This is a genomic window from Streptomyces sp. NPDC002088, assembly GCF_040296605.1.
GTDB lineage: Bacteria > Actinomycetota > Actinomycetes > Streptomycetales > Streptomycetaceae > Streptomyces.
Genome location: NZ_JBEOXO010000001.1, coordinates 390,437 through 413,425, shown reverse-complemented (window position 1 = coordinate 413,425; position 22,989 = coordinate 390,437). Strand labels below are relative to the sequence as shown.

Annotated in this window: 22 protein-coding genes and 1 pseudogene; 13 read left to right on the top strand and 10 right to left on the bottom strand. The window is 71.7% G+C overall.

Annotated elements, in window-relative coordinates; all coding sequences use genetic code 11:
• Positions 1-30: 30 nt before the first annotated feature.
• Complete coding sequence (locus ABT114_RS01870; RefSeq protein WP_351137468.1) at positions 31-1,461, bottom strand: dihydrolipoyl dehydrogenase family protein; 1,431 nt, start codon at positions 1,459-1,461, stop codon at positions 31-33.
• A gap of 99 nt (positions 1,462-1,560) precedes the next feature.
• Here ABT114_RS01870 and trxA point away from each other — a divergent pair, with 99 nt between their 5' ends.
• On the top strand, positions 1,561-1,989 hold the full coding sequence (trxA, locus tag ABT114_RS01865) for a thioredoxin (protein ID WP_502986830.1): 429 nt from the start codon (positions 1,561-1,563) through the stop codon (positions 1,987-1,989).
• 20 nt (positions 1,990-2,009) lie between these two features.
• On the opposite strand, the gene ABT114_RS01860 is transcribed toward trxA, so the two are convergent.
• The 3 genes from ABT114_RS01860 to ABT114_RS01850 all read right to left on the bottom strand — a co-directional run bounded on the left by ABT114_RS01860 (position 2,010) and on the right by ABT114_RS01850 (position 5,595).
• Positions 2,010-3,446, bottom strand: coding sequence for an aldehyde dehydrogenase family protein (locus ABT114_RS01860; RefSeq protein WP_351137464.1), 1,437 nt, complete (start codon positions 3,444-3,446; stop codon positions 2,010-2,012).
• Between the two features lie 282 nt (positions 3,447-3,728).
• The gene (locus ABT114_RS01855; RefSeq protein WP_351137462.1) at positions 3,729-4,763 is read right to left on the bottom strand and encodes a LacI family DNA-binding transcriptional regulator; all 1,035 of its coding nucleotides are present in this window, start codon (positions 4,761-4,763) and stop codon (positions 3,729-3,731) included.
• Positions 4,764-4,914: 151 nt separating this feature from the next.
• On the bottom strand, positions 4,915-5,595 hold the full coding sequence (locus tag ABT114_RS01850; protein WP_351137460.1) for a TetR/AcrR family transcriptional regulator: 681 nt from the start codon (positions 5,593-5,595) through the stop codon (positions 4,915-4,917).
• A 100-nt stretch (positions 5,596-5,695) separates the two neighbouring features.
• On the opposite strand from ABT114_RS01850, the gene ABT114_RS01845 reads away from it, so the two are divergent.
• Positions 5,696-6,259 carry an NAD(P)H-dependent oxidoreductase gene (locus tag ABT114_RS01845; RefSeq protein ID WP_351137458.1) on the top strand — a complete coding sequence of 188 codons (564 nt, stop codon included), beginning with the start codon at positions 5,696-5,698 and terminating at the stop codon, positions 6,257-6,259.
• 58 nt (positions 6,260-6,317) lie between these two features.
• Here ABT114_RS01845 and ABT114_RS01840 read toward each other — a convergent pair whose 3' ends face one another.
• Positions 6,318-7,199 (bottom strand): LLM class F420-dependent oxidoreductase, encoded by an 882-nt coding sequence (locus ABT114_RS01840; RefSeq protein WP_351137456.1) that lies wholly within the window; start codon positions 7,197-7,199, stop codon positions 6,318-6,320.
• Positions 7,200-7,376: 177 nt separating this feature from the next.
• Between ABT114_RS01840 and ABT114_RS01835 the strand changes: the two genes are divergently transcribed.
• Together ABT114_RS01835 and ABT114_RS01830 are read left to right on the top strand one after the other, a co-directional pair.
• A complete protein-coding gene (locus ABT114_RS01835; RefSeq protein ID WP_351137454.1) occupies positions 7,377-8,387 on the top strand; it encodes an FkbM family methyltransferase in 1,011 nt (336 codons plus the stop codon).
• A gap of 116 nt (positions 8,388-8,503) precedes the next feature.
• Positions 8,504-9,011 (top strand): annotated as a pseudogene (locus ABT114_RS01830) (helix-turn-helix domain-containing protein); the annotation flags it as partial.
• A 31-nt stretch (positions 9,012-9,042) separates the two neighbouring features.
• On the opposite strand, the gene ABT114_RS01825 reads toward ABT114_RS01830, so the two are convergent.
• From ABT114_RS01825 to ABT114_RS01815, 3 genes are all read right to left on the bottom strand, one after another.
• Positions 9,043-9,624 carry a PadR family transcriptional regulator gene (locus tag ABT114_RS01825; RefSeq protein WP_351137452.1) on the bottom strand — a complete coding sequence of 194 codons (582 nt, stop codon included), beginning with the start codon at positions 9,622-9,624 and terminating at the stop codon, positions 9,043-9,045.
• 140 nt (positions 9,625-9,764) lie between these two features.
• Entirely contained in the window at positions 9,765-10,193 is a 429-nt protein-coding gene (locus ABT114_RS01820; protein ID WP_351137450.1) for a VOC family protein, read from the bottom strand.
• Positions 10,194-10,254: 61 nt separating this feature from the next.
• Positions 10,255-10,908 carry an FMN-dependent NADH-azoreductase gene (locus ABT114_RS01815; protein WP_351137448.1) on the bottom strand — a complete coding sequence of 218 codons (654 nt, stop codon included), beginning with the start codon at positions 10,906-10,908 and terminating at the stop codon, positions 10,255-10,257.
• Between the two features lie 121 nt (positions 10,909-11,029).
• Between ABT114_RS01815 and ABT114_RS01810 the strand changes: the two genes are divergently transcribed.
• Positions 11,030-11,419: a winged helix-turn-helix transcriptional regulator gene (locus tag ABT114_RS01810; RefSeq protein ID WP_351137446.1), complete on the top strand. Its 390-nt coding sequence runs from the start codon at positions 11,030-11,032 to the stop codon at positions 11,417-11,419.
• Between the two features lie 437 nt (positions 11,420-11,856).
• Here the strand turns inward: ABT114_RS01810 and ABT114_RS01805 are convergent, their stop codons facing one another.
• A complete protein-coding gene (locus ABT114_RS01805) occupies positions 11,857-13,245 on the bottom strand; it encodes a glycoside hydrolase family 43 protein (protein WP_351137444.1) in 1,389 nt (462 codons plus the stop codon).
• 249 nt (positions 13,246-13,494) lie between these two features.
• Between ABT114_RS01805 and ABT114_RS01800 the strand changes: the two genes are divergently transcribed.
• The 4 genes from ABT114_RS01800 to ABT114_RS01785 all read left to right on the top strand — a co-directional run bounded on the left by ABT114_RS01800 (position 13,495) and on the right by ABT114_RS01785 (position 17,280).
• On the top strand, positions 13,495-14,916 hold the full coding sequence (locus ABT114_RS01800; RefSeq protein ID WP_351137442.1) for an amidase: 1,422 nt from the start codon (positions 13,495-13,497) through the stop codon (positions 14,914-14,916).
• 26 nt (positions 14,917-14,942) lie between these two features.
• Entirely contained in the window at positions 14,943-15,161 is a 219-nt protein-coding gene (locus tag ABT114_RS01795; protein WP_351137440.1) for an NfeD C-terminal domain-containing protein, read from the top strand.
• A gap of 133 nt (positions 15,162-15,294) precedes the next feature.
• The gene (locus ABT114_RS01790; protein WP_351137438.1) at positions 15,295-16,776 is read left to right on the top strand and encodes an SPFH domain-containing protein; all 1,482 of its coding nucleotides are present in this window, start codon (positions 15,295-15,297) and stop codon (positions 16,774-16,776) included.
• 57 nt (positions 16,777-16,833) lie between these two features.
• Positions 16,834-17,280 carry a type II toxin-antitoxin system PemK/MazF family toxin gene (locus ABT114_RS01785; protein WP_351137436.1) on the top strand — a complete coding sequence of 149 codons (447 nt, stop codon included), beginning with the start codon at positions 16,834-16,836 and terminating at the stop codon, positions 17,278-17,280.
• Between the two features lie 96 nt (positions 17,281-17,376).
• On the opposite strand, the gene ABT114_RS01780 is transcribed toward ABT114_RS01785, so the two are convergent.
• A complete protein-coding gene (locus tag ABT114_RS01780; RefSeq protein ID WP_351137434.1) occupies positions 17,377-18,201 on the bottom strand; it encodes a TIGR02452 family protein in 825 nt (274 codons plus the stop codon).
• A 278-nt stretch (positions 18,202-18,479) separates the two neighbouring features.
• Here ABT114_RS01780 and egtA point away from each other — a divergent pair, with 278 nt between their 5' ends.
• From egtA to egtD, 4 genes are read left to right on the top strand one after another with little or no spacing between them, the layout of a single operon-like run.
• The gene (gene egtA, locus ABT114_RS01775; protein WP_351137432.1) at positions 18,480-19,796 is read left to right on the top strand and encodes an ergothioneine biosynthesis glutamate--cysteine ligase EgtA; all 1,317 of its coding nucleotides are present in this window, start codon (positions 18,480-18,482) and stop codon (positions 19,794-19,796) included.
• Positions 19,793-21,109, top strand: a complete 1,317-nt coding sequence (gene egtB / locus ABT114_RS01770; RefSeq protein WP_351137430.1) for an ergothioneine biosynthesis protein EgtB — start codon at positions 19,793-19,795, stop codon at positions 21,107-21,109. The genes egtA and egtB overlap by 4 nt, the downstream gene beginning before the upstream one ends.
• Complete coding sequence (egtC, locus tag ABT114_RS01765; protein WP_351137428.1) at positions 21,109-21,900, top strand: ergothioneine biosynthesis protein EgtC; 792 nt, start codon at positions 21,109-21,111, stop codon at positions 21,898-21,900. The genes egtB and egtC overlap by 1 nt, the downstream gene beginning before the upstream one ends.
• Entirely contained in the window at positions 21,897-22,859 is a 963-nt protein-coding gene (gene egtD, locus ABT114_RS01760; RefSeq protein WP_351137426.1) for an L-histidine N(alpha)-methyltransferase, read from the top strand. The genes egtC and egtD overlap by 4 nt, the downstream gene beginning before the upstream one ends.
• The last annotated feature ends 130 nt before the right edge of the window (positions 22,860-22,989 follow it).

Here is a 22,989-nt window from a genome sequence, read left to right as displayed (position 1 = left end):
TCGAGGCACGGAGCCCGGAACCGGGCGCTGTCAGCCCCGGTAAGCCTCCAGCAGCCGCAGCCACACCTCGCTGATCGTCGGATACGACGGAACCGCGTGCCAGAGCCTGCCGATCGGCACCTCGCCGGCGACGGCGACGGTCGCCGAATGGATCAGCTCGCCCACGCCCGGCCCGACGAGGGTGACACCGAGGAGGATCTCGCGGTCCAGGTCGACGACCATGCGGGCGCGGCCGCGGTAGCCGTCGGCGTACAGACCCGCGCCGGCGACGGAGGACATCTCCACGTCGACGCCGCGCACGCGGTGGCCGGCCTGTTCGGCTTCCGCCAGGGACAGGCCGACCGCCGCCGCCTCCGGGTCGGTGAAGACGACCTGGGGGACGGCGGCGCGGTCGGCCGTCGCGGCGTGGGCGCCCCAGGGGTCCGTCTCCAGGACGGGGACTCCGGCGGCGCGGGCGGCGATCGCGGCGCCCGCGATGCGGGCCTGGTACTTGCCCTGATGGGTGAGCAGGGCACGGTGGTTGACGTCGCCGACCGCGTACAGCCAGTCGCTGCCGGTCACGCGCAGGCTGTCGTCGACCGGGAGCCAGGAGCCGGGCTCCAGACCGATCGTGTCGAGGCCGAGGTCGTCGGTGCGCGGGGCGCGGCCGGTGGCGAAGAGGATCTCGTCGGCCTCGATCCGGTCGCCCTTGTCGGTGACGACCACGACCGTCCCGTTCTCTCGGGTCACCGACTCCACGGACGTGCCGGTACGGACGTCCGCGCCCGCCTCCGTGAGCGCCTCGGCGACCAGTTCGCCGGCGAACGGCTCCATGCGGGACAGCAGCCCCTTGCCACGGACGAGGACCGTGACCTGCGAGCCGAGGGCCTGCCAGGCGGTGGCCATCTCGGTGGCGACCACACCGCCGCCCACCACCACCAGGCGGCCGGGGACCGCCTTCGCGCTCGTGGCCTCCCGGCTGGTCCAGGGCCCGACGTCGGCGAGGCCCGGCAGCCCGGGCAGCAGGGCGCGGGTGCCGGTGCACACGGCGACGGCGTGCCGGGCGGTGAGGACGTGGTGCTCGCCCTCGGGGCCGGTCACCGTCACCGTGCGGGATCCGGCGAGCCGGCCGTGGCCGCGGTAGAGGACGGCGCCGATGCCGTCCAGCCACCGGACCTGGCCGTCGTCGTGCCAGTGGGAGGTGTAGTCGTCGCGGCGGGCGAGGACCGCGGCCGCGTCCAGGGGCCCCTGCACCGCCTGGCGCAGGCCGGGCAAGCGGCGGGCGTCGGCCTGGGCGATGACCGGGCGCAGCAGGGCCTTGCTGGGCATACAGGCCCAGTAGGAACACTCGCCGCCGACCAGTTCGCTCTCCACGACCGCGGTGGACAGGCCGGCCGCGCGGGTGCGGTCGGCGACGTTCTCCCCCACTGGGCCGGCCCCGAGCACCACGACGTCGTACGCGATGGATTCCGTTTCCGTCATGGGCCCAGTCTGGTGGGTGGTGTGCGGGGTGGCCACACGGGTAAGTGCTCCGGACCCCCATGGATCACCCACTGGAATACCTTCCCGTCCTGCCGTGTTGTGCCGACGGCTTCGCCCCACACCAGAAAGAGGGATGCACGCATGAGCAGCACCGTGGAGCTCACCAAGGAGAACTTCGACCAGACCGTCACGGAGAACGAGTTCGTTCTCATCGACTTCTGGGCTGCCTGGTGCGGGCCGTGCCGTCAGTTCGCGCCGGTCTACGAGAAGGCCGCCGAGGCGAACCCGGACCTGGTCTTCGGCAAGATCGACACCGAAGCACAGCCGGAGCTGGCCGCTGCCTTCGGCATCCAGTCCATTCCGACGCTGATGATCGTCCGCGACCAGGTCGCCGTGTTCGCCCAGCCCGGCGCGCTGCCCGAGCCCGCTCTCACGGACATCATCGGGCAGGCCCGGAAGCTGGACATGGACGAGGTCCGCAAGAGCATCGCCGAGCAGCAGGAGCAGGCGCAGGTCCAGGGCGAGTAGTCCCTGGAGGCGAGTAGTCCCTAGAAGGGATAGGGCGCCACGTCCCCGCGCACCGTCGTCCAGCGCACGTCGGTGAAGGCCTCCAGGTTGGCCTCGCCGCCGAAGCGGGCGCCGGTGCCGGACGCGGCGACACCGCCGAAGGGCGCCACGGCCTCGTCGTTCACCGTCTGGTCGTTGATGTGGACGATGCCGGTCGGGATGCGCTCGGCGAGGTCCAGGCCGCGGGCGGTGTCGCGGGTGACGATGCCCAGGGAGAGGCCGTAAGGGCTCTGGGCGGCCAGCGCCACCGCTTCGTCGGGGGTGGCGAAGGGCCGTACGGGCGCGACCGGGCCGAAGACCTCCTCCGCGTAGGCGGGGGTGTGGTCGTCGACGCCCGCCAGCACGGTCGGCCGGTAGAACAGTTCCTCGTGTGTGCCGCCCGCGGCGAGCTTGGCGCCCTGGGCGGTGCTCGCCTCGACCAGGCCGTGCACCTTGGCGAGCTGGGTGTCGTCGATGAGCGGGCCGAGGTGGACCTGCGCGCGGTGCGGGTCGCCGACGGCCAGGGAGTCGGCCTTGGCGGCGAGCCGCTCGACGTACTCCTCGTACAGGGAGCGGTGGACCAGGTGGCGGCCGGTCGTCATGCAGATCTGGCCCTGGTGGAAGAACGAGCCCCAGGCCGCCGTGGAGATCACCGCGTCGAGGTCGGCGTCCTCCAGCACGATCAGGGCGGAGTTGCCGCCCAGTTCCAGGTGCGCCCGCTTCAGGTACCGTCCGGCCGCCTCGCCGACGGCGCGCCCTGCCCCGGTGGAGCCGGTGAAGGAGATGACGGGCACGTGCGGGTCGGCGACCAGCGCCTGGCCCGCCTCGGGACCGCCGGGCAGGACGTGCAGCAGCCCCTCGGGCAGGCCCGCCGCCGCGAAGACCGCGGCCAGGGCCAGTCCGCCGCAGACCGCCGTGCGCGGGTCGGGCTTCAGTACGACGGCGTTGCCGAGGGCGAGGGCCGGGGCGACGGAGCGGATGGAGAGGATCAGCGGGGCGTTGAACGGGGAGATCACGCCCACCACGCCGACCGGGACGCGCCGCGTGTACGACAGCCGGGGCGCCTCGCTGGGCAGCACCTGTCCGGCCGGACGGGAGGCCAGCGCGGCCGCCTCGTAGCACTCCTGGGCGGCGACGTGCAGCTCGAAGTCCGCCTTGCCCGCGATGGATCCCGACTCGCGGACGATCCACTCCCGCAGTTCGTCGGCGTGCGCCGCGAACAGGTCGCCGGCCTTGCGCAGCACCCCGGCGCGGACGAAGTGCGGCAGGCGCGCCCACTCCGCCTGGGCGGCCCGGGCGTCGGCAGCGGCCGTGCGGACGTCCTCGGCGCCGGCCAGGGTGACCGTGCCGAGCGTGTCGCCGGTGGCGGGCTCGGTGACGGCGTGCTCGGGTCCCGTCAGTGTCCGGGACTGCCAGGTCTTGGGGTCGAGCAGCGGCATGACGGCTCTCCGTTCGTCACCGGGGGACTCGGTGCGGGAGTCCCGTGTGGTTCGCGGCCGGTTCGCCGACCGCAGGGCGGGACGCGTTGATCCGGCGCAGCCGCGCGAGCCGCATCCGGCGGTCGAACGCATACCCATCTGGTTGAGCGTGCAACATCCTAGTCATGCCGTTCGAGAAGCGCGTCGCCTGCCACTCTCGGGTCAGGCACAACCCGGAACAGGCCTCCGTCAGTTGGCCGGACCCCGTGCGACCATCGTGCGCATGGCACGTCTCCCGTCCTGTCAGCTGGAGTCGCGGTGCACCACCGAGGCTCCGAGCACCTTGTGCGTCTCGGGCTCGGCGCCGGGGTCGCGGACCGCGCGGTCGACCAGTTCGGCGAGGTCGCGGCCGGACGGCAACTCGATATGGACCGTACTCAGCCGGGGCCGCAGCAGCCGGCCGAGCATGAGGTCGTCGGCGCCGATGACTGCCGTTTCCCCGGGGATCCGGATGCCCTCGTCCTGCAGGGCGCGCATCAGCAGCATCGCGTACTCGTCGTTGTAGGCGAACACGGCGTCGAGGTCGAGCTCCCGCCAGCTCGCGGCGAGGCGGGCGGCGGACTCCTCCTCGTAGGCGAGCGGCAGTTCGGCGACCGTGGCGGCGGTACCGGCCAGGGCGCCGCGCACCCCGGCGAGGCGGGGCCGGGAGAAGAACTCCAGGCCCGGCTCCTCGGGGACGACAACGCCGATACGGCGGCGGCCGCGGGCGTACAGATGGGTGCCGGCCGCATGGCCGACGCCCTCGTGGTCCATGAGCAGGGCGTGGGCGCCCTCGACGGACTCGGGGCCGAACGTGACCACGGCCCGGGCGCCGGAGCGTTTGAGCACGGCTACGCCCCGCGGACCGAGTCCGGCGCCGGGGACCAGGACGGCGACCGGCCGGAGTTCGGCCCAGGCGCGGGCGGCCTCGTCGCCGTGCACGCCGACGGTGCCGTACTGCACGACCGTGTAGTCGAGGCGGCCGAGCGCCCACTGGAGTTCGTTGAGGAACTGGCTGTAGAGCGGGCCGGCCGGGACGGCCGGCGCGGGCATGAGCACCATGCGGCTGTGCCCGGCGCGCAGACTGCGGGCCGCCGCGTGCGGGACGTACCCCAGTTCCTTCGCGGCCTGGTGGACGCGGCGGCGCGTGGGTTCGCTGATCCTTACGGCGCTGGTGTTGTTGAGGACGTAGGAGACGGTCGCGCGTGAGACGCCGGCCAGTCGGGCCACGTCGGCGCTCGTGGGCGCGGAGCGCGGTGCGGGCGACGAGGGCGTGGGCGATTTCGGTATCTGCACCATGACGTACCGCATCTTGGCAGAAGCGCGGGCGAGGGTCCCGGGCGGGGGAAGGCCGTTCACGATGCAACCAACGTGCAGGAGCGGGACGGGTTCACGAAGATCGATGCCGAACGTGTTCCTCAGCGGTTCGCCGCCCACGGCCGAGACCGGCTCAGCGGGGCGGCTCGATACAGGTGACGCGAGCGACCAGGTCCGCCCAGTTCGCCTCGAGACGCTCCAGGGGCATGCCGCACTGCTTGGTCAGATGGTGGATCAGCGCGGGGTTGAGCTGCGCCATCAGCGTGTGGGCGAGCAGCTCGCAGTCCGCGTCCGGGACGGCCATCCGCAGCAGCAGTACGACATGGCCGTGCAGCACGCGGAGCGCCGGCGCGGAGAACCGGCGGTCCGGACTCGGCTCGGCCGCCAGTTGCAGGTCCAGTTCGTCGACCGAGCGGCGCAGCATCGCGCACCCGAACGCCCGCAGCCGCTCCATCGGCGGCGCTCCGGGCCCCAGTGGCGGCGGCCCGGCAAGGAACGCGGCCTGGAACTTCCTCTCGGAGTGGTCGAGCAGCGCCGTGAGCAGCCCGGTGCGGTCGCCGAAGCGGCGGAAGACCGTCCCCTTGCCCACCGCGGCCTCCGCGGCCACGGCCTCCATGGTGACGCCCGCAGCACCGTGCTGCGCGATCAGGCGGGCGGCCGCGTCGAGGAGGCGGGCCCGGTTGCGCGCGGCGTCGGCGCGCAGGCACGGCTCGTCCTCTGCGGAGCCGAGTTGCAGCAACTCGGGCTCTCCGACCGGCTGTTCCGGCTTCGGGAAGGGCGGCAGGACTGCGGACATGAACACAGCGTAAAGCATCGGGAATGAAACTGGACCGCGGTCCGGTTACAGTGGTAGAAATTTAAACGGACCTTGGTCCGGATCGTAACAGCTATGTTTCAGCACCCTGGGAGTTCCCATGTCCGTTCGTATCCTCGCGCTCGTCGGTAGCCTCCGCGCCGGTTCACACAACCGCCAGCTCGCCGAGGCGGCCGTCAAGCTCGCTCCCGAGGGCGCCGAGGTCGAGCTGTTCGAGGGCCTGGCCGACGTCCCCTTCTACAACGAGGACATCGACGTCGAGGGCAGCGTCCCGGCCGCCGCCGCCAAGCTGCGCGCCGCCGCTCAGGCCTCCGACGCCTTCCTGTTCTTCTCGCCGGAGTACAACGGCACCATGCCGGCCGTCCTGAAGAACGCCATCGACTGGCTGTCCCGCCCGTACGGCGCCGGCGCCTTCGGCGGCAAGCCCGTCGCCGTGGTCGGTACCGCCTTCGGCCAGTACGGCGGTGTGTGGGCGCAGGACGACACCCGCAAGGCCGTGGGCATCGCCGGCGGCAAGGTGCTCGAGGACGTCAAGCTGTCCGTCCCGGGTTCCGTCGTCCGCTTCGCCGAGACCCACCCGGTCGACGACGCCGAGGTCGCCGCCCAGCTGACCGAGGTCGTCTCCCGTCTGCACGGCCACGCCGGCGAGGCCGCTGCCGCCTGACGGCCGCCACAGCTCCCGCGGGGGGCCGGAGCCTTCGGGCTGCGGCCCCCCGCGTGCGTCAGTCGAGCTCGGCCAGGCGCCGCACGGCCGGCGCCACGAAGCTCTCGATCCAGGCGGCGGTCTCGCCCAGGCGCGGGGCGAGGATCACGGTGTCGATGCCGAGCTCGGTGTAGCCGCCGATGTCTCGCAGGAAGGCGTCGAGGTCGCCCGTGGTCGCCGGTTCGCCGGTGTAGGCGATCGTCTTGCGGATCGTCTCGTAGTCGCGTCCCTCGGTGTCGCAGTGCTCGCGCAGCACGTCGAGCTTGTGCCGGGTCTCCTCGGGCGAGGCCGCGATCAGGTTGCAGGCGTCCGCGTACCGCGCGACCAGCCGCAGCGTCTTCTTCTCCCCACCGCCGCCGATCATGATCTCCGGGTGCGGCGCGCTGACCGGCGCCGGAACACACAGCGTCTCGGCGAGCCGGTAGTACGTACCCTCGAACGGACCGTCGTCCTTCGGGTCCCACATCCGCAGACAGATCCGCAGTGTCTCCTCCAGCCGCTCGAAACGCTCCGCGAGCGGCGGGAACGGCACGCCGAGCCCCTCGTGCTCACGGTCGTACCAGGCCGCCCCGATACCCAGCGTGGCCCGGCCGCCGGACACGACGTCCAGCGTGGTGGCGATCTTGGCGAGCAGCCCCGGATGCCGGTAGGTCACGCCCGTCACCAGTGCGCCCAGCCGCACGGTGGAGGTGTGCCCGGCGAGGTACGCGAGCGTCGTGTAGGCCTCCAGCATGGGGGCCTCGGCACCGCCGTTGAACTCCATCTGGAAGTAGTGGTCCATGACCGACAGCCAGCTCACGCCCGCCGCCTCGGCCGCGGCGCCCGCAGCGGCGAGTTCGGCACCGAGCGCGGGGGCGCCCCCGGAGTGGTCGAACCGGTTGATGTGCACACCCACACGCATGTCCGTCTCCGCTCTCCCAGACCTTCTCCGTCCCTGGTGACGCTAGAACTTCGAGCGCTCTCGAAGTCAAGCGACGGGGGGCGAAGTCGGGCCCGGGCCGAAGAACATCATTCACTGGGATGACAAATCTGATTCATAGGGGCGACGGCCGGCCGCCTCGTCTGCAAGGGTGAGGCGATGCAGACCGCTTACCGAAGACTGCTCAAGCTGATGCCCCGACTGGGCCTGCAGGTGACCGATCTCGGCCCCGGTACCGCTGTGGTCTCGCGGCGCGGCCGACGGGTCCGGATCCCGTTGGGACCGGGTGCCGACGTGCTGGCCAGAGACAACGGCCGGTACACGGTGGCCGATGCCGGCGAGGACACCTGGGTCGTCCGCCGCCGCAAGACCCGTGCGCAGCGGGAGGAGGGTGGCCGAGAGGCGACCACCGTGCGCCTCGGCGACAGCGGGGCACGGCTGCTCCTCGATCCGACGGCCGGGAACGACGAGCGCAAGCTGCAACTCGCGGCGGCCGAGTACCTCTGTCCCCAGCACGTGGCCGGGATGCTGGAGCTCTACGGCGTGAACTGCGTGTTCGACGTCGGGGCCAACAAGGGCCAGTACGCCCGGCGGCTGCGCCGGTTCGGCTACACCGGCCGCATCGTGTCCTTCGAGCCCACCTCCGAGCACTTCGCCAAGCTGGAGAAGGCCGCCGCCGACGACCCGGACTGGTGGGTGTACCAGTACGGCCTCGGCCGCGAGGACACCACCAGCACCATCCACGTGGGCTGGAACACCATGAACTCCCTGCTCCCGCCCAGCGAATACGGCAAGGACCGCTACCTCCGGTTCACGAAGAGCGACACGGAGGAGATCCAGATCCGGCGGCTGGACTCGATGATGGAGAAGGCTCTCGACGGCATCGACGAGCCCCGCCCGTTCCTCAAGATGGACACCCAGGGCTACGACCTGGAGGTGTTCGCCGGTGGCGGCGACCGCGTCGCGGAATTCGTGGGCCTGCAGTCGGAGGTCGCCGTGCTGCGGCTGTACGAGGGCAGCCCGCCGATGACCGAGGCGATCGGTGTGTACGAGGCCGGCGGCTTCGGGATCACGGGGATGTACCCGGTGACCCGTGAGGCGAACACCGGACGGGTGATCGAGTTCGACTGCGTGATGATGCGGGCGGACGCGGCCTCCGAGAAGGGCTGAGCGGCTGCACCGCCTCCTGTTCGGCAGGCCGCCGATCAGGAAGGTGCCGGAGAGAGGGAAGACCCGGTCGAGTCATGTCCTGGCAAGGCGGGACAGTCCTGGTGGACCTCGGCGGCCCGGCACGAGCTGTCGCCGCGCTCGACGGCCGGCCCCTGATCGTCGCCGGCGCGCACCCCGTCACGGGCCATGGCACCACCGACCGGCTCGGCGTCGGCCCAGCCGTCCCCGTGCTCGACCTGCCCCGTTCCTGGGCCGCCGCCCGCACGGCTGCGCTTCACCGCGAACGGCACCGCACAGGACCCCGGGCAGTCGGTCGTGTACGGCGATGAGCTCGGCGGCATCGCACTGCTCGCCGGGCTCGTCGAGCCGGGTGCCGAACCGCCGCCCGACGTCCAGGCCGTGGAGGCGGCCACCGCTGCCGCGCCCTGGATGCTCGCCACACCGCACGCGGTCGCTGCGACGGCGAGCCTGCGGGCGGCCGCCGCCGAGGTCAACGTGCACCACTCCACGCTCCAGGACCGGCTGCCCCAAGCGGAACACCTGCTGGGCTGGCCGGTACGCACCCCACAGGGCAAGTTCAGGCTGCAACTGGCCCTGGTGATGCGGCACTTGGAGCGACCGTAGCGCGCACCGCGACCTGGCATCGCTCAGGAGGTCAGCCGCGGGCCGGGGCGCCGACCACGGCGGCGCGCTGTTCGAGCAGTCTGACGGCCAGCTCGCCCCACTGGACGTTGGCCCGCTCAAGAGCCAGGCCGCCCAGGAGGGTGAGATAGGGGCCGACGCGCTCGACGGTGGCGCAGTACTCGTCCTCGGTACGTCCGGCCAGCAGGCGTTCCTGAGCGCGTTCGTACCGGGCCAGTTTGACGGCGGACCGCTCCACGCGCTGAACGATCTCGGCACGGACGACCTCCATGTCGCCGAGGTCGACGCACTGGACCTTGACCAGCAGCTCGTCGCGGATGGCCAGCGGCTTCGCGGGGCCCTCGGTGAGGAAGGCGCGTACGGCGTCGAGACCGGCCTCGGTGAGCGAGAAGAGCCGCTTGTTGGGCCGGCGCTCCTGCTGCACGATCCGCGCGGCGACGAGCCCCTCGCCCGCCATGCGTTCCAGTTCCCGGTAGATCTGCTGCGGGGTGGCCATCCAGAAGTTGGCGACCGAGGCCTCGAATCCCTTCGCGAGGTCGTATCCGGACGCCTCACCCTCCAGGAGTGCGGCCATCACCGCGTTGCGCAGAGCCATGCAACCCAACCTAACACTCGTTGATTAATCAACGGCTTGCCGAAATCGGGCCACACCGGCGTGACGACGGCACGGCCTGTTCCACAGGGATGGTCCTCACCACCCCATGGAACAGGCCGCAGACACCTCACGCGGTCTCCTCAGACGACCGGCTGACCGATGCCCAGCAGGTTCCCCTCGCTGTCACGGAACCAGGCGCCGCGCTCCCCCCGGGCGCCTGTGCTCGGGTAGTTGCCTTCGACCTCGGCGATCCCGCCCCGCGTTCGAAACCCGGGTACGTCGACCTCTTCGAACACCACGCCGCGCCGGCCGAGTTCCGACACGACCGTCTCGATGTCCTCGACCGTCCACGCCATCTGTGTGAACGTGCCGGGAGAGGCGCCCGTCGAACGGAAGAGTGCGAACTCCGTGTCTCCGCACCGGTACAGCAGTCCACCGGGCCGTTCGTCGACGGGTTCCAGACCGAGCCGCTCGGAGTAGAAACGCCGGGCCCGGTCCAGGTCCTGGGCCGGCAGTCTCGTCGCCACGTGCGCCGCGCCGGCCAGGCCCTTCCTGTCGTCTGCGTTCATGTCCACCACTGTGCCGTGAGCGCCGGCCGGGATTCGGGAGGTGGAGACGACCGCGCGTCGGTCACGCCGCGAGGCGCTCCACGACCTCCTTGGCCTTGACGATCGCGTCCTGGTGGGCGCGCTCGCGGGAGGCCTCGAAGAGCGGGACCAGCTCGGACATCGCCTCGTTGTGCGGGGCCATGGTGAGCTCGGGGACGATGAAGTCGACATCCAGGGCGAGCATGTCGCGCAGGATGGCCTCCAGGAAGTTCTGCACGTACTCGTAGCCCTCGCGCGGGGTGCCGGGGGCGTAGGAGCCGCCACGGCTGGCGACCACGGTGACCGGGGTGCCCTTGACCTTCGACTCCTCGGTCATGGCGGTGCGGCCCACGAGGGCCACGTTGTCCAGCCACGCCTTGAGGGTCGACGGAATCGTGAAGTTGTACATCGGGGCACCGATCACCACCGCGTCCGCCTGCTCCAGCTCCGCTATGAGCTGCACGCGCTCGGCGAAGGCGGCGGCCTGCTCGGGCGTGTGCGTGGCGGGGTCGGCGAAGCCGGCGGTGTGGGCGTCGGCGGTGATGTGCGGGACGGGGTTCGCGGCGAGGTCGCGGTAGATCACCGTGCCCTCGGGGTGCTGCTCCTCCCAGGTCTTGCGGAAGGCGTCGGTGACGGAACGGGACGCGGACGCCCCCTGGGGGAACACGGACGAGTCGATGTGCAGCAGCGTGGCCATGAGTGTCTCCAGAGAAAGCGTGCCCGACCGGGAAGGCGGGCTGAGGTTTCGTACCTAGCTATGAATAACACAGGTACTTACTATTTTTCATCCCCGCACGTGAAGGCAGTATCCTGGGGGTATGGCGATCGACGGGGTCCAGAATGAAGTGGCCCACAGCCCTGCGGCCTGCTCGCGCGTGGACGACGGCATCACGCGCGTCTTCGGCCTGCTGGGGAAGAGGTGGACCGGACCGATCGTGTCCGTCCTGCTCGGAGGGCCGGGGTACTTCGCCGACCTGCGCCGGGCCATTCCCGGCATCAGTGAGCGCATGCTGTCGGACCGGCTGACGGAGCTCGGCACAGCCGGGCTCGTCGTGCGCGAGGTCGACGAGGGGCCGCCGCTGCGGGTCTCCTATCGGCTCACCGGGGCGGGGGCGGCTCTGGCACCAGCCCTGGAGGAGCTGCGCCAGTGGGCCGAGGCGCACCTGCCGGGCAACGAGCCATGCATGGACGCGCCGACGAACTGCTGACGGAGCCGTGCGTCACGCCGCGAGGGCTCCCCGATCGGAACCCTTTTACGCACAGCGGCGGGCGTCGCCTGCCGCCGGCCCGCCCGCCGACGGCGTCACCACCGCCGTACGGGACACGGTCGCTCTCGGCGCCGACATCGCGCACGCCTGTGGCTGGGCTGCACCGGAAGGCCATGCGTGGAGCGGCATGAACCGACGCGGCGAGCAGCGGCGCTGCTCGCTCAGGCCCAGGATGTCACCGCCCCGAACGGGACCCGTTGCACGTCGGTTGCACTGCTCGGCTCCGCAGGGGAACGCGACGCCGCCGGCTGCCCCGGCTGCGTTTCACCGGGGTCCACGAGACCGTCTGTTGCCATGCCGGCGCCTCGCATGCGCTCTGCCCCTGCCGCTGAGACGCCGCGCACCGGTGCACGAGCGTCTCCCCGGCGGGGTGCAGCTCAGGCCCAGGCCGTCACCGGTACGAACGAACTGTCCTGCCGGAACAAGTCTGTCGCGCTCGTCGGTTCCACCCGTAGTTGGTAGTTGTAGTGGCGAAGGTAGTAGCCGGGGTAGTTGTACGACTCGAAGCGGACCGAGCCGCTCGTCGTACCCGTCCTGGCGATGAATGTCGCGTCCTTGGCGAATGCCGCCGTGCCGTCGTTCGCGTCGAAGCGGCCCCGGAAGGCGTAGTGGCGCAGGTAGTTGCCGGAGGAGTCGCGGAAGGAGCAGCCGTTGGCGTCGGCGAGGCCGGCGACGACGGTGAAGGCGGAGGCCTGCTTCTCGGCGGTGGTGCTGGAGCTGGTCACCACCGGAAGGTTGAGGAGGGAGGACTGCTCCTGCCAGTACCGCGTCGTGTAGTTGACCGACTGGAGGGAACGGGAGACGTTCTTCGACAGGCTCACGCCGCCCGAGACCGTCTCCTTGATCACGGTGAAGTGGCGTGCGGTGCCCGAGATGCCCGCCAGCGCCTGCGGGGCGCTCCAGGTGGCGAAGGTGTCGTAGCTGTCGCTGTAGTAGTAGTTCCCGTCGCCGTAGCCGTCGAAGAAGATGCGCCAGCCGCCGTTGTCGAGCTGCACGAGGGCCGGGCCCTCGCGGTAGCTGCCCCAGCCCGCCCAGTCGCCGGTTCTGGAGATGGTGTACGGGCCGGTGAGGTTCGAGGCGGTGGCGTACTCGATGTACTTGGTCGTCTCGTTCTTGGTGAAAGCGTGGTAGGTGGAGCCGACCTTCACGATGAACGTGTCGATGTGGTTGCTGCCGATGCCGGACAGGGCCACCGGCGAACTCCACGACGTGAGACCAGAGTTGGTGGCCTTCAGCAGGTACGGCGTGAAGATCCACTCGTCGTCGGTGGTCGAGCAGGACACGATGACGTTCACGCTGCCGTCGCTGTCGACGTACCACTCGGGTGCCCAGGCGCGGGAGAGGTTGGTGATCGGGACCGTGTAGTCGTACAGGAACGTCCAGTTGACCCGATCGGCGCTGCGGGCGAAGCCGATCGTGGTGCTGACGTCCTGCCAGGTGTGGGTGGTGTAGGTGATGTAGTAGTAGCCGTTGGTGTGCTTGAAGACACTGGCGTCGCGGATGCGGTTGCTCGGCGGGGTGTAGGCGGAGGCCTGCACGAGCCGGAAGTCGGTGGCGTCGTCCGACTGGTAGACGTTGACCGTGCCGTCGTTGCTGTTGAGGAACGGGACGATGGTGTAGCGGGTGGCGGAGCCGGAGGCCGGTGCGGCTGCGGCGGCCGTTCCGGTCAGTTCCGGCAGGCCGCCCAGGAGGACGGCCGAGGCGGGCAGTGCGGCCATCGCGCGCAGCAGGGCGCGGCGGGACGGGGTGGGGGGACGTGTGGTCACGTGCGGCTCTCCCTCGACTCGCATGTTCGATATTCCGAACACGGTTCGGAAATGCGATCAGAAAGTAGGGGTGGGACCCAGGCGCGTCAATGCTTTGCACACGACCTGGTGAGCCTTGTGGGAAACCTGTGGCGGGCGGCTCTGTCCAGCCAAGTCCCCTCCCCCGCGTGGGACATTCCATCGCCGTGCCGCCAGACGTTACCGTTCGGTAGAGATCGGAGTCCCGCAGGAGTCCCGGAGGAGTCCCGTATGACGCTCGACCGTTCCGCCGGCCTGGCGGAGACCGCCCGCGCGCTGGCCGCCGGGGAGGTGACGTCCCGTGCGCTCGTCGAGGACGCCCTGGCCCGGATCGGGGCCACGCAGAACACCCTCAACGCCTTCCGGATCGTACGGACCGAGGCGGCGCTCGCCGAGGCCGCGGCGGCGGACGAGGAGCTGGCCGCCGGGGTGCGCCGCCCGCTGCTCGGGGTGCCCGTGGCCGTGAAGGACGACATGGACGTGGCGGGTGAGCCGACCGCGTTCGGCTGTCCGGGTGAGTTCCCGCCGGTCGCCGAGGACGGGGAGGCGGTACGGCGGCTGCGCGCGGCCGGGGCCGTCGTCGTCGGCAAGACCAACACGTGCGAGCTCGGGCAGTGGCCCTTCACCGAGGGGCCCGCCTTCGGCGCGACCCGCAACCCCTGGAGCACGGAGCACACGCCGGGCGGATCGTCCGGTGGTTCCGCCGCCGCGGTCGCCGCCGGTCTCGTGCCGGCGGCGCTCGGCTCGGACGGCGCCGGCTCGGTGCGGATCCCGGCCTCCTGGACCCATCTCGTCGGCATCAAGCCACAGCGCGGGCGGATCTCGACCTGGCCGCTCGGCGAGTCCTTCCAGGGCATCACGGTCAACGGCACCCTGGCCCGTACGGTCGCGGACGCCGCCCTGCTGCTGGACGCGGCGAGCGGCAACCACGCCCTCGACCCGCACCAACCGCCCCCGCTCGACATCTCGGCGGCCGTGGGCCGCGATCCCGGACGGCTGCGCATCGCGCTCGCCCTGAAGCCGCCGTTCACCGCGGCGCCCGCGCGGCTGCTGCCGGAGGTGCGCGCCCGGGTCGTCGAACTCGCCGAGAAACTCGCCGCGTCGGGACACTCCGTCGAGGAGGCCGATCCGCCGTACGGTGGGATCGGGCTGACGTTCGTGCCGCGCGCCACGGCCGGAATCGCCGAGCGGGTCGCGCAGGTGCCCTTCCCCGCGCTGCTCGATCCGCGCACCCACGGCGCCGCACGGCTCGGCCGGCTGCTCGGCGGGGCACCGCTGCGGGCGGCCCGGCGCGCCGAGGCGGTCCTGCACCGCCGTATCGGCGGATTCTTCGAGACGTACGACGTGGTCCTCGCGCCGACGACCGCCGCTCCGCCGCCCCGCATCGGCGCCATGCTCGGCCTGGGCGGCCTGGCCACCGACCGCGCCATGATCGCCGCCTGCCCCTATGCCTGGCCGTGGAACGTCCTGGGCTGGCCCGGCGTCAACGTCCCCGCCGGCTTCGTCGACGGGGGCCTGCCGGTGGGGGCGCAACTGCTCGGCCCGGCGAACAGCGAGCCCCTGCTCGTCTCGCTCGCCGCCCAGTTGGAGGCGGACCTGCGCTGGCACGAGCGGTGGCCGGAGCTCGCCGCGCTGGATTCCCCGGCGGCGTGAGGGCGTTCCGCCCGTAGGCTGTGGCCATGGACGACGCGTCGATGGTGGGTCTGATGGGGCGGGTCACCGGGACGGTCGGGCCCGGGCTGGTCGGTGAGGTGATCGTCCGGGTGCGCGGCGGGGCCGAGCACTTCCTGGCGTATCCCGCCACCGGGACGGACCGGATCGAGCGGGGCACGGTGGTGATGGTGGTGGAGTATCTGCCGCCGCGCACGGTCTACGTGACTGCCGCATACGACAGTTGAGCCCGCCCCTCCGCAGGTGAGAGCCGTCTGCGTCAAGGTTGCGACAAAGATCCGTCAGCGTCTTCTCCCCGGGCTTGCACAGGAGCACACTCCCTTCGTTCGGTGCCGAAAGGGCACCATGCAAAGGGGGCGTATGCCGATGGTCGTCGGCGTCGTTGCGGGGGTGGCCGTATGTGCCGTCCTCGTTCTGATCGGTGTGTTCAAGATGATGTGGCGGGTCGCGGAACCCAACGAGGCGCTCATCATCTCCGGGTCCAAGCACCGGACCGAGGGGCTCGAGGAGGGCATGGGATTCCGCATCGTCACCGGGCGCGGCACGTTGGTGCTGCCCGGTGTGCAGGCGGTGCGCAAGCTCTCGCTCGACCTGAACGAGACCGAGTTGCATGTGGACTGCGTGACCCACCAGGGCATTCCGCTCAAGGTGCGGGGCGTGGTCATCTTCAAGGTGGGCGACGACTTCGTGTCGATCGCCAACGCGGGCCGCCGCTTCCTGGACCAGCAGAAACTGATGTCGGAGCGGGTACACAACGTCTTCGCCGGTCATCTGCGGTCCATCGTGGGCGGGTTGACGGTCGAGGACATGATCCGCGACCGGGAGAAGCTCACCGGGCAGACCCGGGCCGCCTGCGGCACGGAGATGGAGAAGCTGGGCCTGATCGTCGACTCGCTGCAGATCCACGAGATCGAGGACCCGACCGGGTACATCCAGAACCTGGCGATGCCGCACGCCGCGGCCGTCCAGCGGGACGCACGTATCGCACAGGCGGAGGCGAATCGTCTCGCCACCGAGGCCGAGCAGCAGTCCTTCGCGCGGATGGCGCAGGCCACCCGGGACAGCGAGATCCTCCAGGCCGGCTACCAGGCGGAGCGCGACCATGCGGCGGCCAAGGCACGGCAGTCCGGCCCGCTCGCCGACGCCGCCGCCCGGCAGGAGGTCGTCGTCCAGGAGACCCGGGTCGCGGAGTTGGAGGCCAACCGCCGGGAACAGCAGCTCCAGGCGGACGTCCGCAAGCCCGCGGACGCCAAGGCCTACGAGAAGCGCACGCTGGCCGAGGCCGAGCGTGACGCGCGGATCTCGGCGGCGCAGGCCAAGGCGAAGGAGACGGAACTCGCGGCGGCGGCCGAGGCGACCCGCGTCAAGACGGCCGCCAGTGCCGAGGCCGAGGCGACCAAGGCACGGGGTGCCGCGGCCGCCACGGCGACCCGGGCAACCGGTGAGGCCGAGGCTGCCGCGGCCCAGGCCAAGGGTCTGGCGGAGGCCGAGGCGACCAAGGCCCAGGGTCTCGCCGAGGCGGAGGCCATCAAGGCCCGTGCCGCCGCCCTCGCCGAGAACCAGGAGGCGGTCGTCGCCCAGCAACTCGCCGAGAACTGGCCGGAGATCGTCAAGGCCGGCGCGTCCGCCTTCGGCAACGTCGACAACATGGTGCTGCTCAACGGCGCCGACGGCATGGCCGAGTTGTTCGCCAAGGCACTCACGATGGGCGGGACCGGGCTGGGTCTGGCCCGCCAGCTGCTGGCGTCCATGAACCAGAACGGACAGAGCACGAACGGGACTTCGTCCCTGAACGGGATCGCGACCCCGCCGTCGCAGAAGGTGACGGTGGAAGGCAGCTGACACCCGGGGCGTACGGCGGTCGGCCGCCGTACGCCCAAGTCCCGTACGGTACGCCTCGTGACTGCGTTTACCGATGAGAACGTCCCCGGCCGCCACGGCCCCACCGCGACCACCGAGGCCGACCCCCGCGAGGTCGGCAAAGTGCACACCGAGTACGCGCCCGCACACGACGGCGACCCCGATCCCGGGGAGATAGTGTGGACGTGGGTGCCCTTCGAGGAGAACGACGGCCGGGGCAAGGACCGCCCGGTGCTCGTCGTCGCCCGCGAGGCCGCGGGGACACTGCTCGCCGTCCAGCTCTCCAGCAAGCGGCACGACGGCGACCGGGAGTGGGTGCCGATCGGCAGCGGCCCATGGGACCGGTCGGGACGCGACTCGTGGGTGGACGTGGACCGGGTGCTGCGGCTGCACGAGGAGGGCATGCGCCGGGAGGCATGCGCCCTGGACCGGATGCGCTTCAACCTGGTCCGGCACCGGCTGCGGGAGCGCTACGGCTGGAGCTGACGGGCGGGGAACGCCGTAGCCGCTCCGCCGGGAGCCGATGCCGGGCAACCCCCTACGCGCTACGGCCGGAGCCGGCGCCCGGAGCCCCCGTACGCGCTACGGCTGGAACTGACGGGTCGGGAACGCCTGTACGAAGGCCGCCCGGATCACCGCCCCCGGCGTGCGGTCCAGCACGCCGAACACCACGTGTTCGAAGGTCCCGGCGAACCGGCCGCCGGGGCCGAGCAGCGCCCGGAAGGCGGCCGCCACCTGCACCGGGTCGTTGCGGAACACCCCGCACCCCCAGGCGCCGAGCACGAGCCTGCGGTAGCGGTGCGCCGCGGCCGTCTCCAGGACCCGCTCGGCCCGTACGGACAGGGCGTGCGGCAGCTCGGACGCGCGCTCGGGGGCCGTGCGCAGTACGACTCCCGCGTTCGGCGCGGCCGCGGTCAGGAATCCGGCGGTGAAAGGCTCGTCCAGGAGCCGGCCCCGGTCGTCGCGGAAGACGGGAACGGCCGGGGCGTGGATGACCCGGTCCGTGTAGAACGGGTCCCGGTGGGTGCGGTGGTGGTCGTAGAACTCACGTGCCTGGAGCAGGCACGTGTACAGCGCGGAGGCGCGGCACAGGGCCTCCTCCTGGGCCTGGGCGCCGTTGAGGTAACCGCCGCCGGGATTGCGGGCGGAAGAGAAGTTCAGGACGGCTACCGGGGCGGCCAGACGACGGGCGGCCTCCAGGCTGCTCTCGCCGGTGACCTCGAAGAACGTGTCCGCGGGCGGAGTCGCTGACACCTGCACCGGTTCCGGCCCGTACATCCGCGTACCGCTCCGCGCGGCCTCGACCGCCGCGGCGACGGACACCTCGTGCCCGCCGGGCGCGCGGTACGCCCCCGCCGCCACGATCTGCTCCGTCTCGCGGGCGATGCCGCGCAGGCGCGCGCTCACGGCGCGACCCCCGTACGCGCCACGAACGCGGCCTGCGCGATCTCCCCCGCGATCTCCCCCCGTCGTGCTCATGAACGCATCGTGAGCGATGCTGGTCTTGCTGTGCAACAGAGTTTCCCGGCCTCGGAAACACTCCGGGATGGGAGGTTACGTGTCCTGAAGATGACGATGTGCACCCTTGTGCGATTCGACTCGACGGTCTTGGGTGGGACGAGCGCCGACGCCGCCTCGTCGACCCGAGGGCCGGCGGACCGGTGGAATCTCAGGAGGATCCTGACATGTCCGATTCAATGAGTGACTGCACGGAAGGCGACTGTACGCAGAACCGCACCGCCGTCACCGAAGCCGAGGTGGAAGCCCTGGTCCGGGGCATCTGCTTCAAGACCGGACCGCCCCGCACCCTCGGGGTGGAAGTGGAATGGCTCGTCCATGAGCTGCACCTGCCGCAGCTCCCCGTCTCACCCGAACGACTCGAAGCGGCCTACGCCGCACTGCGGACCGTGCCCCTGAGGTCGGCGCTCACCATTGAGCCCGGCGGCCAGCTGGAGCTGAGCTCGCCGCCCGCCACCTCCCTGATGGAGTGCATCGGTACCGTCTCCGCCGACCTCGACGCCGTCCGCGCGGTGCTCCGCGAGGACGACCTCGGCCTCCTCGGCATCGGCACGGATCCCTGGCACAGACCCCGCCGGTTCCTGCACGAGCCGCGCTACGACGCCATGGAGACCTGCCTGGACCGCACGGGTCCGGCGGGCCGCGCCATGATGTGCACCTCGGCCTCGGTCCAGGTGTGCCTGGACGCCGGGTACGAGGAGCCGGGCGCCCTCGGGCACGGGCGGCGCTGGTGGCTGGCGCACACACTGGGCCCGGTCCTGGTGGCCGCCTTCGCCAACTCGCCCGTGGTCGCCGGCAGGCCCACCGGCTGGATGTCCACCCGGCAGCTGATCTGGACGGAGATCGGCGCCGGCCGGGCGGGCGCGCCCCCGCTGGAGGCCGAGCCGCGCGACGCCTGGGCCCGGCACGTCCTGGACGCGCCGGTGATGTGCGTACGCCGGGACGACGGCCCGTGGGACGTGCCCGACGGGCTGACCTTCCGGGAGTGGATCAGGTCCGGGACGCCGCGGCCGCCGACCCGCGCGGACCTCGACTACCACGTCACGACCCTGTTCCCGCCGGTCAGGCCGCACGGCCATCTGGAGCTGCGCATGATCGACGCACAGCCCGGCGACGACGGGTGGATCGTGCCGCTCGCGGTGACCACGGCCCTGTTCGACGACCCGGAGGCCGCCGAGACCGCCTACCGGACCGTGAAGCCGCTGGCCGAACGGACCGACGGCCTGCCCGCGCCGCACAACCCGCTGTGGACCGACGCGGCCCGGTACGGGCTGGGCGATCCCGAACTGCGCGAGGCCGCCGTCACCTGTTTCACCGCCGCCCTGGAGGCCCTGCCCCGGCTCGGCGCCGGCACCGCGGTCACGGACGCCGTGACGGCGTTCCTGAACCGCTATGTGCTCCAGGGCCGCTGCCCCGCCGACGACCTGCTCGACCGACTGCGCGGCACGGACCGTCGCGTGCAGTGGAAGGACATCCGCACATGACCGAGCCCGCCCTCGACGCCGAGACCCTCCGCGAGCGCGCGCTGACGTCTCTGATCACCGCCCGTGAGCGCACGACGCTGCTGACCGACTGCGTCGACGAGCCCGATCTGACCGCCCAGCACTCCCCGCTGATGTCGCCCCTGGTGTGGGACCTCGCGCACATCGGCAACCAGGAGGAGCTGTGGCTGCTGCGCACGGTCGCCGGCAGGGAGGCGATGCGACCCGAGATCGACAGCCTGTACGACGCCTTCGAGCATCCGCGCTCCGAACGGCCCAAGCTGCCGCTGCTGCCGCCAGCCGAGGCGCGCACATACGCGGCGGAGGTGCGCGGCCGGGCCCTGGACGTACTGGAGAGCACCGCGTTCCACGGGACGCGGCTGACGGAGGCGGGCTTCGCCTTCGGGATGATCGCGCAGCACGAACAGCAGCACGACGAGACGATGCTGATCACCCACCAGCTCCGTACAGGCCCGCAGGCCCTGACGGCACCGGACCCGGAGCCCGCCCCGCTGTTCACGGGACCGGCCGAAGTCCTCGTCCCCGGCGGCCCGTTCACGATGGGCACCTCCACCGAGCCCTGGGCGCTGGACAACGAACGCCCGGCGCACCGACGCGAGGTGGCGCCGTTCCACATCGACACGACCCCGGTGACGAACGCCGCGTACCAGGCGTTCATCGAGGACGGCGGCTACGACACCGAGCGCTGGTGGTCGCCGGAGGGCTGGGCACACATCCGCAAGCACTCCATCACCGCCCCGCTGTTCTGGCACAGCGACGGCAGGCAGTGGCTGCGTCGCCACTTCGGCGTCACCGAGGTGGTGCCGCCCGATGAGCCGGTGCTGCATGTGAGCTGGTACGAGGCCGACGCCTACGCCCGCTGGGCCGGGCGGCGGCTGCCCACCGAGGCCGAGTGGGAGAAGGCGGCCCGTCACGACCCGGCGGGCGACCGCTCGACGCGCTACCCGTGGGGCGACGCGGACCCGACTCCGGAACACGCCAACCTGGGCCAGCGGCACCTGCGGCCGGCCCCCGTCGGCAGCTACCCGGCGGGTGAGTCGCCGCTCGGCGTACGGCAGTTGATCGGTGACGTGTGGGAGTGGACGGCGAGCGACCTGCAGCCGTACCCGGGGTTCCGGGCGTTCCCGTACAAGGAGTACTCGGAGGTGTTCTTCGGCCCCGAGTACAAGGTGCTGCGCGGCGGCTCGTTCGCCGTGGACCCGGTGGCCTGCCGGGGCACGTTCCGCAACTGGGACTACCCGATCCGGCGGCAGATCTTCGCCGGCTTCCGCACCGCCCGCTCGGGGGCCGTCTGATGTGCCGGCATCTGGCGTACCTGGGCCCCGCCGAGCCGCTCGGCCGACTTCTCGTGGAGCCTCCGCACGGCCTGTACCGCCAGTCGTGGGCGCCGCGACGGCAGCGGTACGGGACGGTCAACGCCGATGGTTTCGGGGTGGGTTGGTACGCGGAGGGCGATCCGGTGCCGGCCCGGTACCGTCGCGCCGGGCCCATCTGGGCCGACCTGTCCTTCGCCGACCTGTCCCGGGTCGTACGGACCACCGCGCTGCTCGCCGCGGTCCGGGACGCGACCCTGGCGGGCGCCGACGCGGAGGCCGCCGCGGCACCGTTCGCGACGGGCCCCTGGCTGTTCAGCCACAACGGCGCCGTGGCGGGCTGGCCGCACTCGCTGGCCGCCGCCTCCCGGACCCTGCCGCCCGAGGACCTGCTGTCGCTGGAGGCGCGCAACGACTCGGCGCTTGTCTGGGCGCTGGTCCTGCACCGGCTGCGCGGCGGCGACGACGAGGGCCAGTCACTGGCCGACACGGTCCTCGACGTCGCCGCCGCGGCCCCGGGATCCCGCCTCAACCTGCTGCTGACCAACGGCGAGACCATCGCCGCGACCACCTGGGGAGACAGCCTCTGGTACCTCGCGGAGCCCGGCCGACGCACCGTCGTGGCCTCCGAACCCTACGACGACGATCCGCACTGGCTTCAGGTCCCCGACCGCACGCTGCTCGTGGCGAGCCGCACGGACGTGCTGCTCACCCCGCTCAAGGAACCGAGCACCGAGGCGGCACCCGCATCCCTGAAGGAGCCCTGTTCGTGAGCCCGTTCCAGATCACCCGCACCCTCCCCGAGGACGCCACGGACGCCGCCCTGCGCGCGGACGTCCTGCTCGGCCTCACCTCCGACCCCAAGGCGCTGCCGCCGAAGTGGTTCTACGACGCGCACGGCAGCGAGCTGTTCGAGCAGATCACCGAGCTGGACGAGTACTACCCCACGCGCGCCGAGCGCGAGATCCTGGCCACCCGGGCCGGCGAGATCGCGGCGGCGACCCGGGCCCGTACTCTGGTGGAACTCGGCTCCGGGTCCTCCGAGAAGACCCGGTACCTGATCGACGCCCTCACCGACCTGCGCACCTATGTCCCGGTGGACGTCAGCGAGAGCGCCCTCACCCAGGCCGGACAGGCGCTGGTCGCCGAGCGGCCGGGGCTCGAAGTGCACGCGCTGATCGCCGACTTCACCGCCGCGCTGACGCTGCCGGACACGCCGGGCCCCCGGCTGGTGGCGTTCCTCGGCGGCACGATCGGCAATCTGCTGCCGCCCGAGCGTGCCGCGTTCCTGGCGTCCGTACGGGCGCTGCTCTCGCCCGGGGACGCCCTGCTGCTGGGCACGGACCTGGTCAAGGACGAACAGGTCCTGGTCCGGGCGTACGACGACGCGGCCGGGGTGACGGCCGAGTTCAACAAGAACGTCCTGGCCGTCGTCGACCGCGAGCTGGGGGCCGACTTCGACCTCGGCGCCTTCGAGCACGTCGCCCTGTGGGACCCGGAGAACGAGTGGATCGAGATGCGGCTGCGCTCGCGTACCGAGCAGACCGTGAAGATCCCCGCACTCGACCTCGCCGTCGACTTCAAGGACGGTGAGGAGCTGCGTACCGAGGTGTCGGCGAAGTTCCGGAAGGAGGGCGTGCGCGGCGAACTGGCGGCCGTGGGGCTGGAGTTGGCCCACTGGTGGACGGACGCGGAGGGCCGCTTCGCGCTGTCGCTGAGCGCCGCGCGCTGAGCACGGCCGTGGACCGCGGGTCCGCCGGCGCCCGTGGGCCCGGCGGGCCCCGTCGCCGGCGAGGAACCGGACACCTCGCGCTCCGGCGCAGCTTGGGGCACGGTGGAGTGAGACGTGACACAACCGTCAC

What these genes read in the sequence shown, in the direction of transcription:
- ABT114_RS01870 (WP_351137468.1), bottom strand. Translation starts at nt 1,461, where the DNA reads ATGACGGAAACGGAATCCATCGCGTACGACGTCGTGGTGCTCGGGGCC.
- ABT114_RS01860 (WP_351137464.1), bottom strand. Translation starts at nt 3,446, where the DNA reads ATGCCGCTGCTCGACCCCAAGACCTGGCAGTCCCGGACACTGACGGGA.
- ABT114_RS01855 (WP_351137462.1), bottom strand. Translation starts at nt 4,763, where the DNA reads ATGGTGCAGATACCGAAATCGCCCACGCCCTCGTCGCCCGCACCGCGC.
- ABT114_RS01850 (WP_351137460.1), bottom strand. Translation starts at nt 5,595, where the DNA reads ATGCTTTACGCTGTGTTCATGTCCGCAGTCCTGCCGCCCTTCCCGAAG.
- ABT114_RS01845 (WP_351137458.1), top strand. Translation starts at nt 5,696, where the DNA reads ATGTCCGTTCGTATCCTCGCGCTCGTCGGTAGCCTCCGCGCCGGTTCA.
- ABT114_RS01840 (WP_351137456.1), bottom strand. Translation starts at nt 7,199, where the DNA reads ATGCGTGTGGGTGTGCACATCAACCGGTTCGACCACTCCGGGGGCGCC.
- ABT114_RS01835 (WP_351137454.1), top strand. Translation starts at nt 7,377, where the DNA reads ATGCAGACCGCTTACCGAAGACTGCTCAAGCTGATGCCCCGACTGGGC.
- ABT114_RS01825 (WP_351137452.1), bottom strand. Translation starts at nt 9,624, where the DNA reads ATGGCTCTGCGCAACGCGGTGATGGCCGCACTCCTGGAGGGTGAGGCG.
- ABT114_RS01820 (WP_351137450.1), bottom strand. Translation starts at nt 10,193, where the DNA reads ATGAACGCAGACGACAGGAAGGGCCTGGCCGGCGCGGCGCACGTGGCG.
- ABT114_RS01815 (WP_351137448.1), bottom strand. Translation starts at nt 10,908, where the DNA reads ATGGCCACGCTGCTGCACATCGACTCGTCCGTGTTCCCCCAGGGGGCG.
- ABT114_RS01810 (WP_351137446.1), top strand. Translation starts at nt 11,030, where the DNA reads ATGGCGATCGACGGGGTCCAGAATGAAGTGGCCCACAGCCCTGCGGCC.
- ABT114_RS01800 (WP_351137442.1), top strand. Translation starts at nt 13,495, where the DNA reads ATGACGCTCGACCGTTCCGCCGGCCTGGCGGAGACCGCCCGCGCGCTG.
- ABT114_RS01795 (WP_351137440.1), top strand. Translation starts at nt 14,943, where the DNA reads ATGGACGACGCGTCGATGGTGGGTCTGATGGGGCGGGTCACCGGGACG.
- ABT114_RS01790 (WP_351137438.1), top strand. Translation starts at nt 15,295, where the DNA reads ATGCCGATGGTCGTCGGCGTCGTTGCGGGGGTGGCCGTATGTGCCGTC.
- egtA (WP_351137432.1), top strand. Translation starts at nt 18,480, where the DNA reads ATGTCCGATTCAATGAGTGACTGCACGGAAGGCGACTGTACGCAGAAC.
- egtB (WP_351137430.1), top strand. Translation starts at nt 19,793, where the DNA reads ATGACCGAGCCCGCCCTCGACGCCGAGACCCTCCGCGAGCGCGCGCTG.
- egtC (WP_351137428.1), top strand. Translation starts at nt 21,109, where the DNA reads ATGTGCCGGCATCTGGCGTACCTGGGCCCCGCCGAGCCGCTCGGCCGA.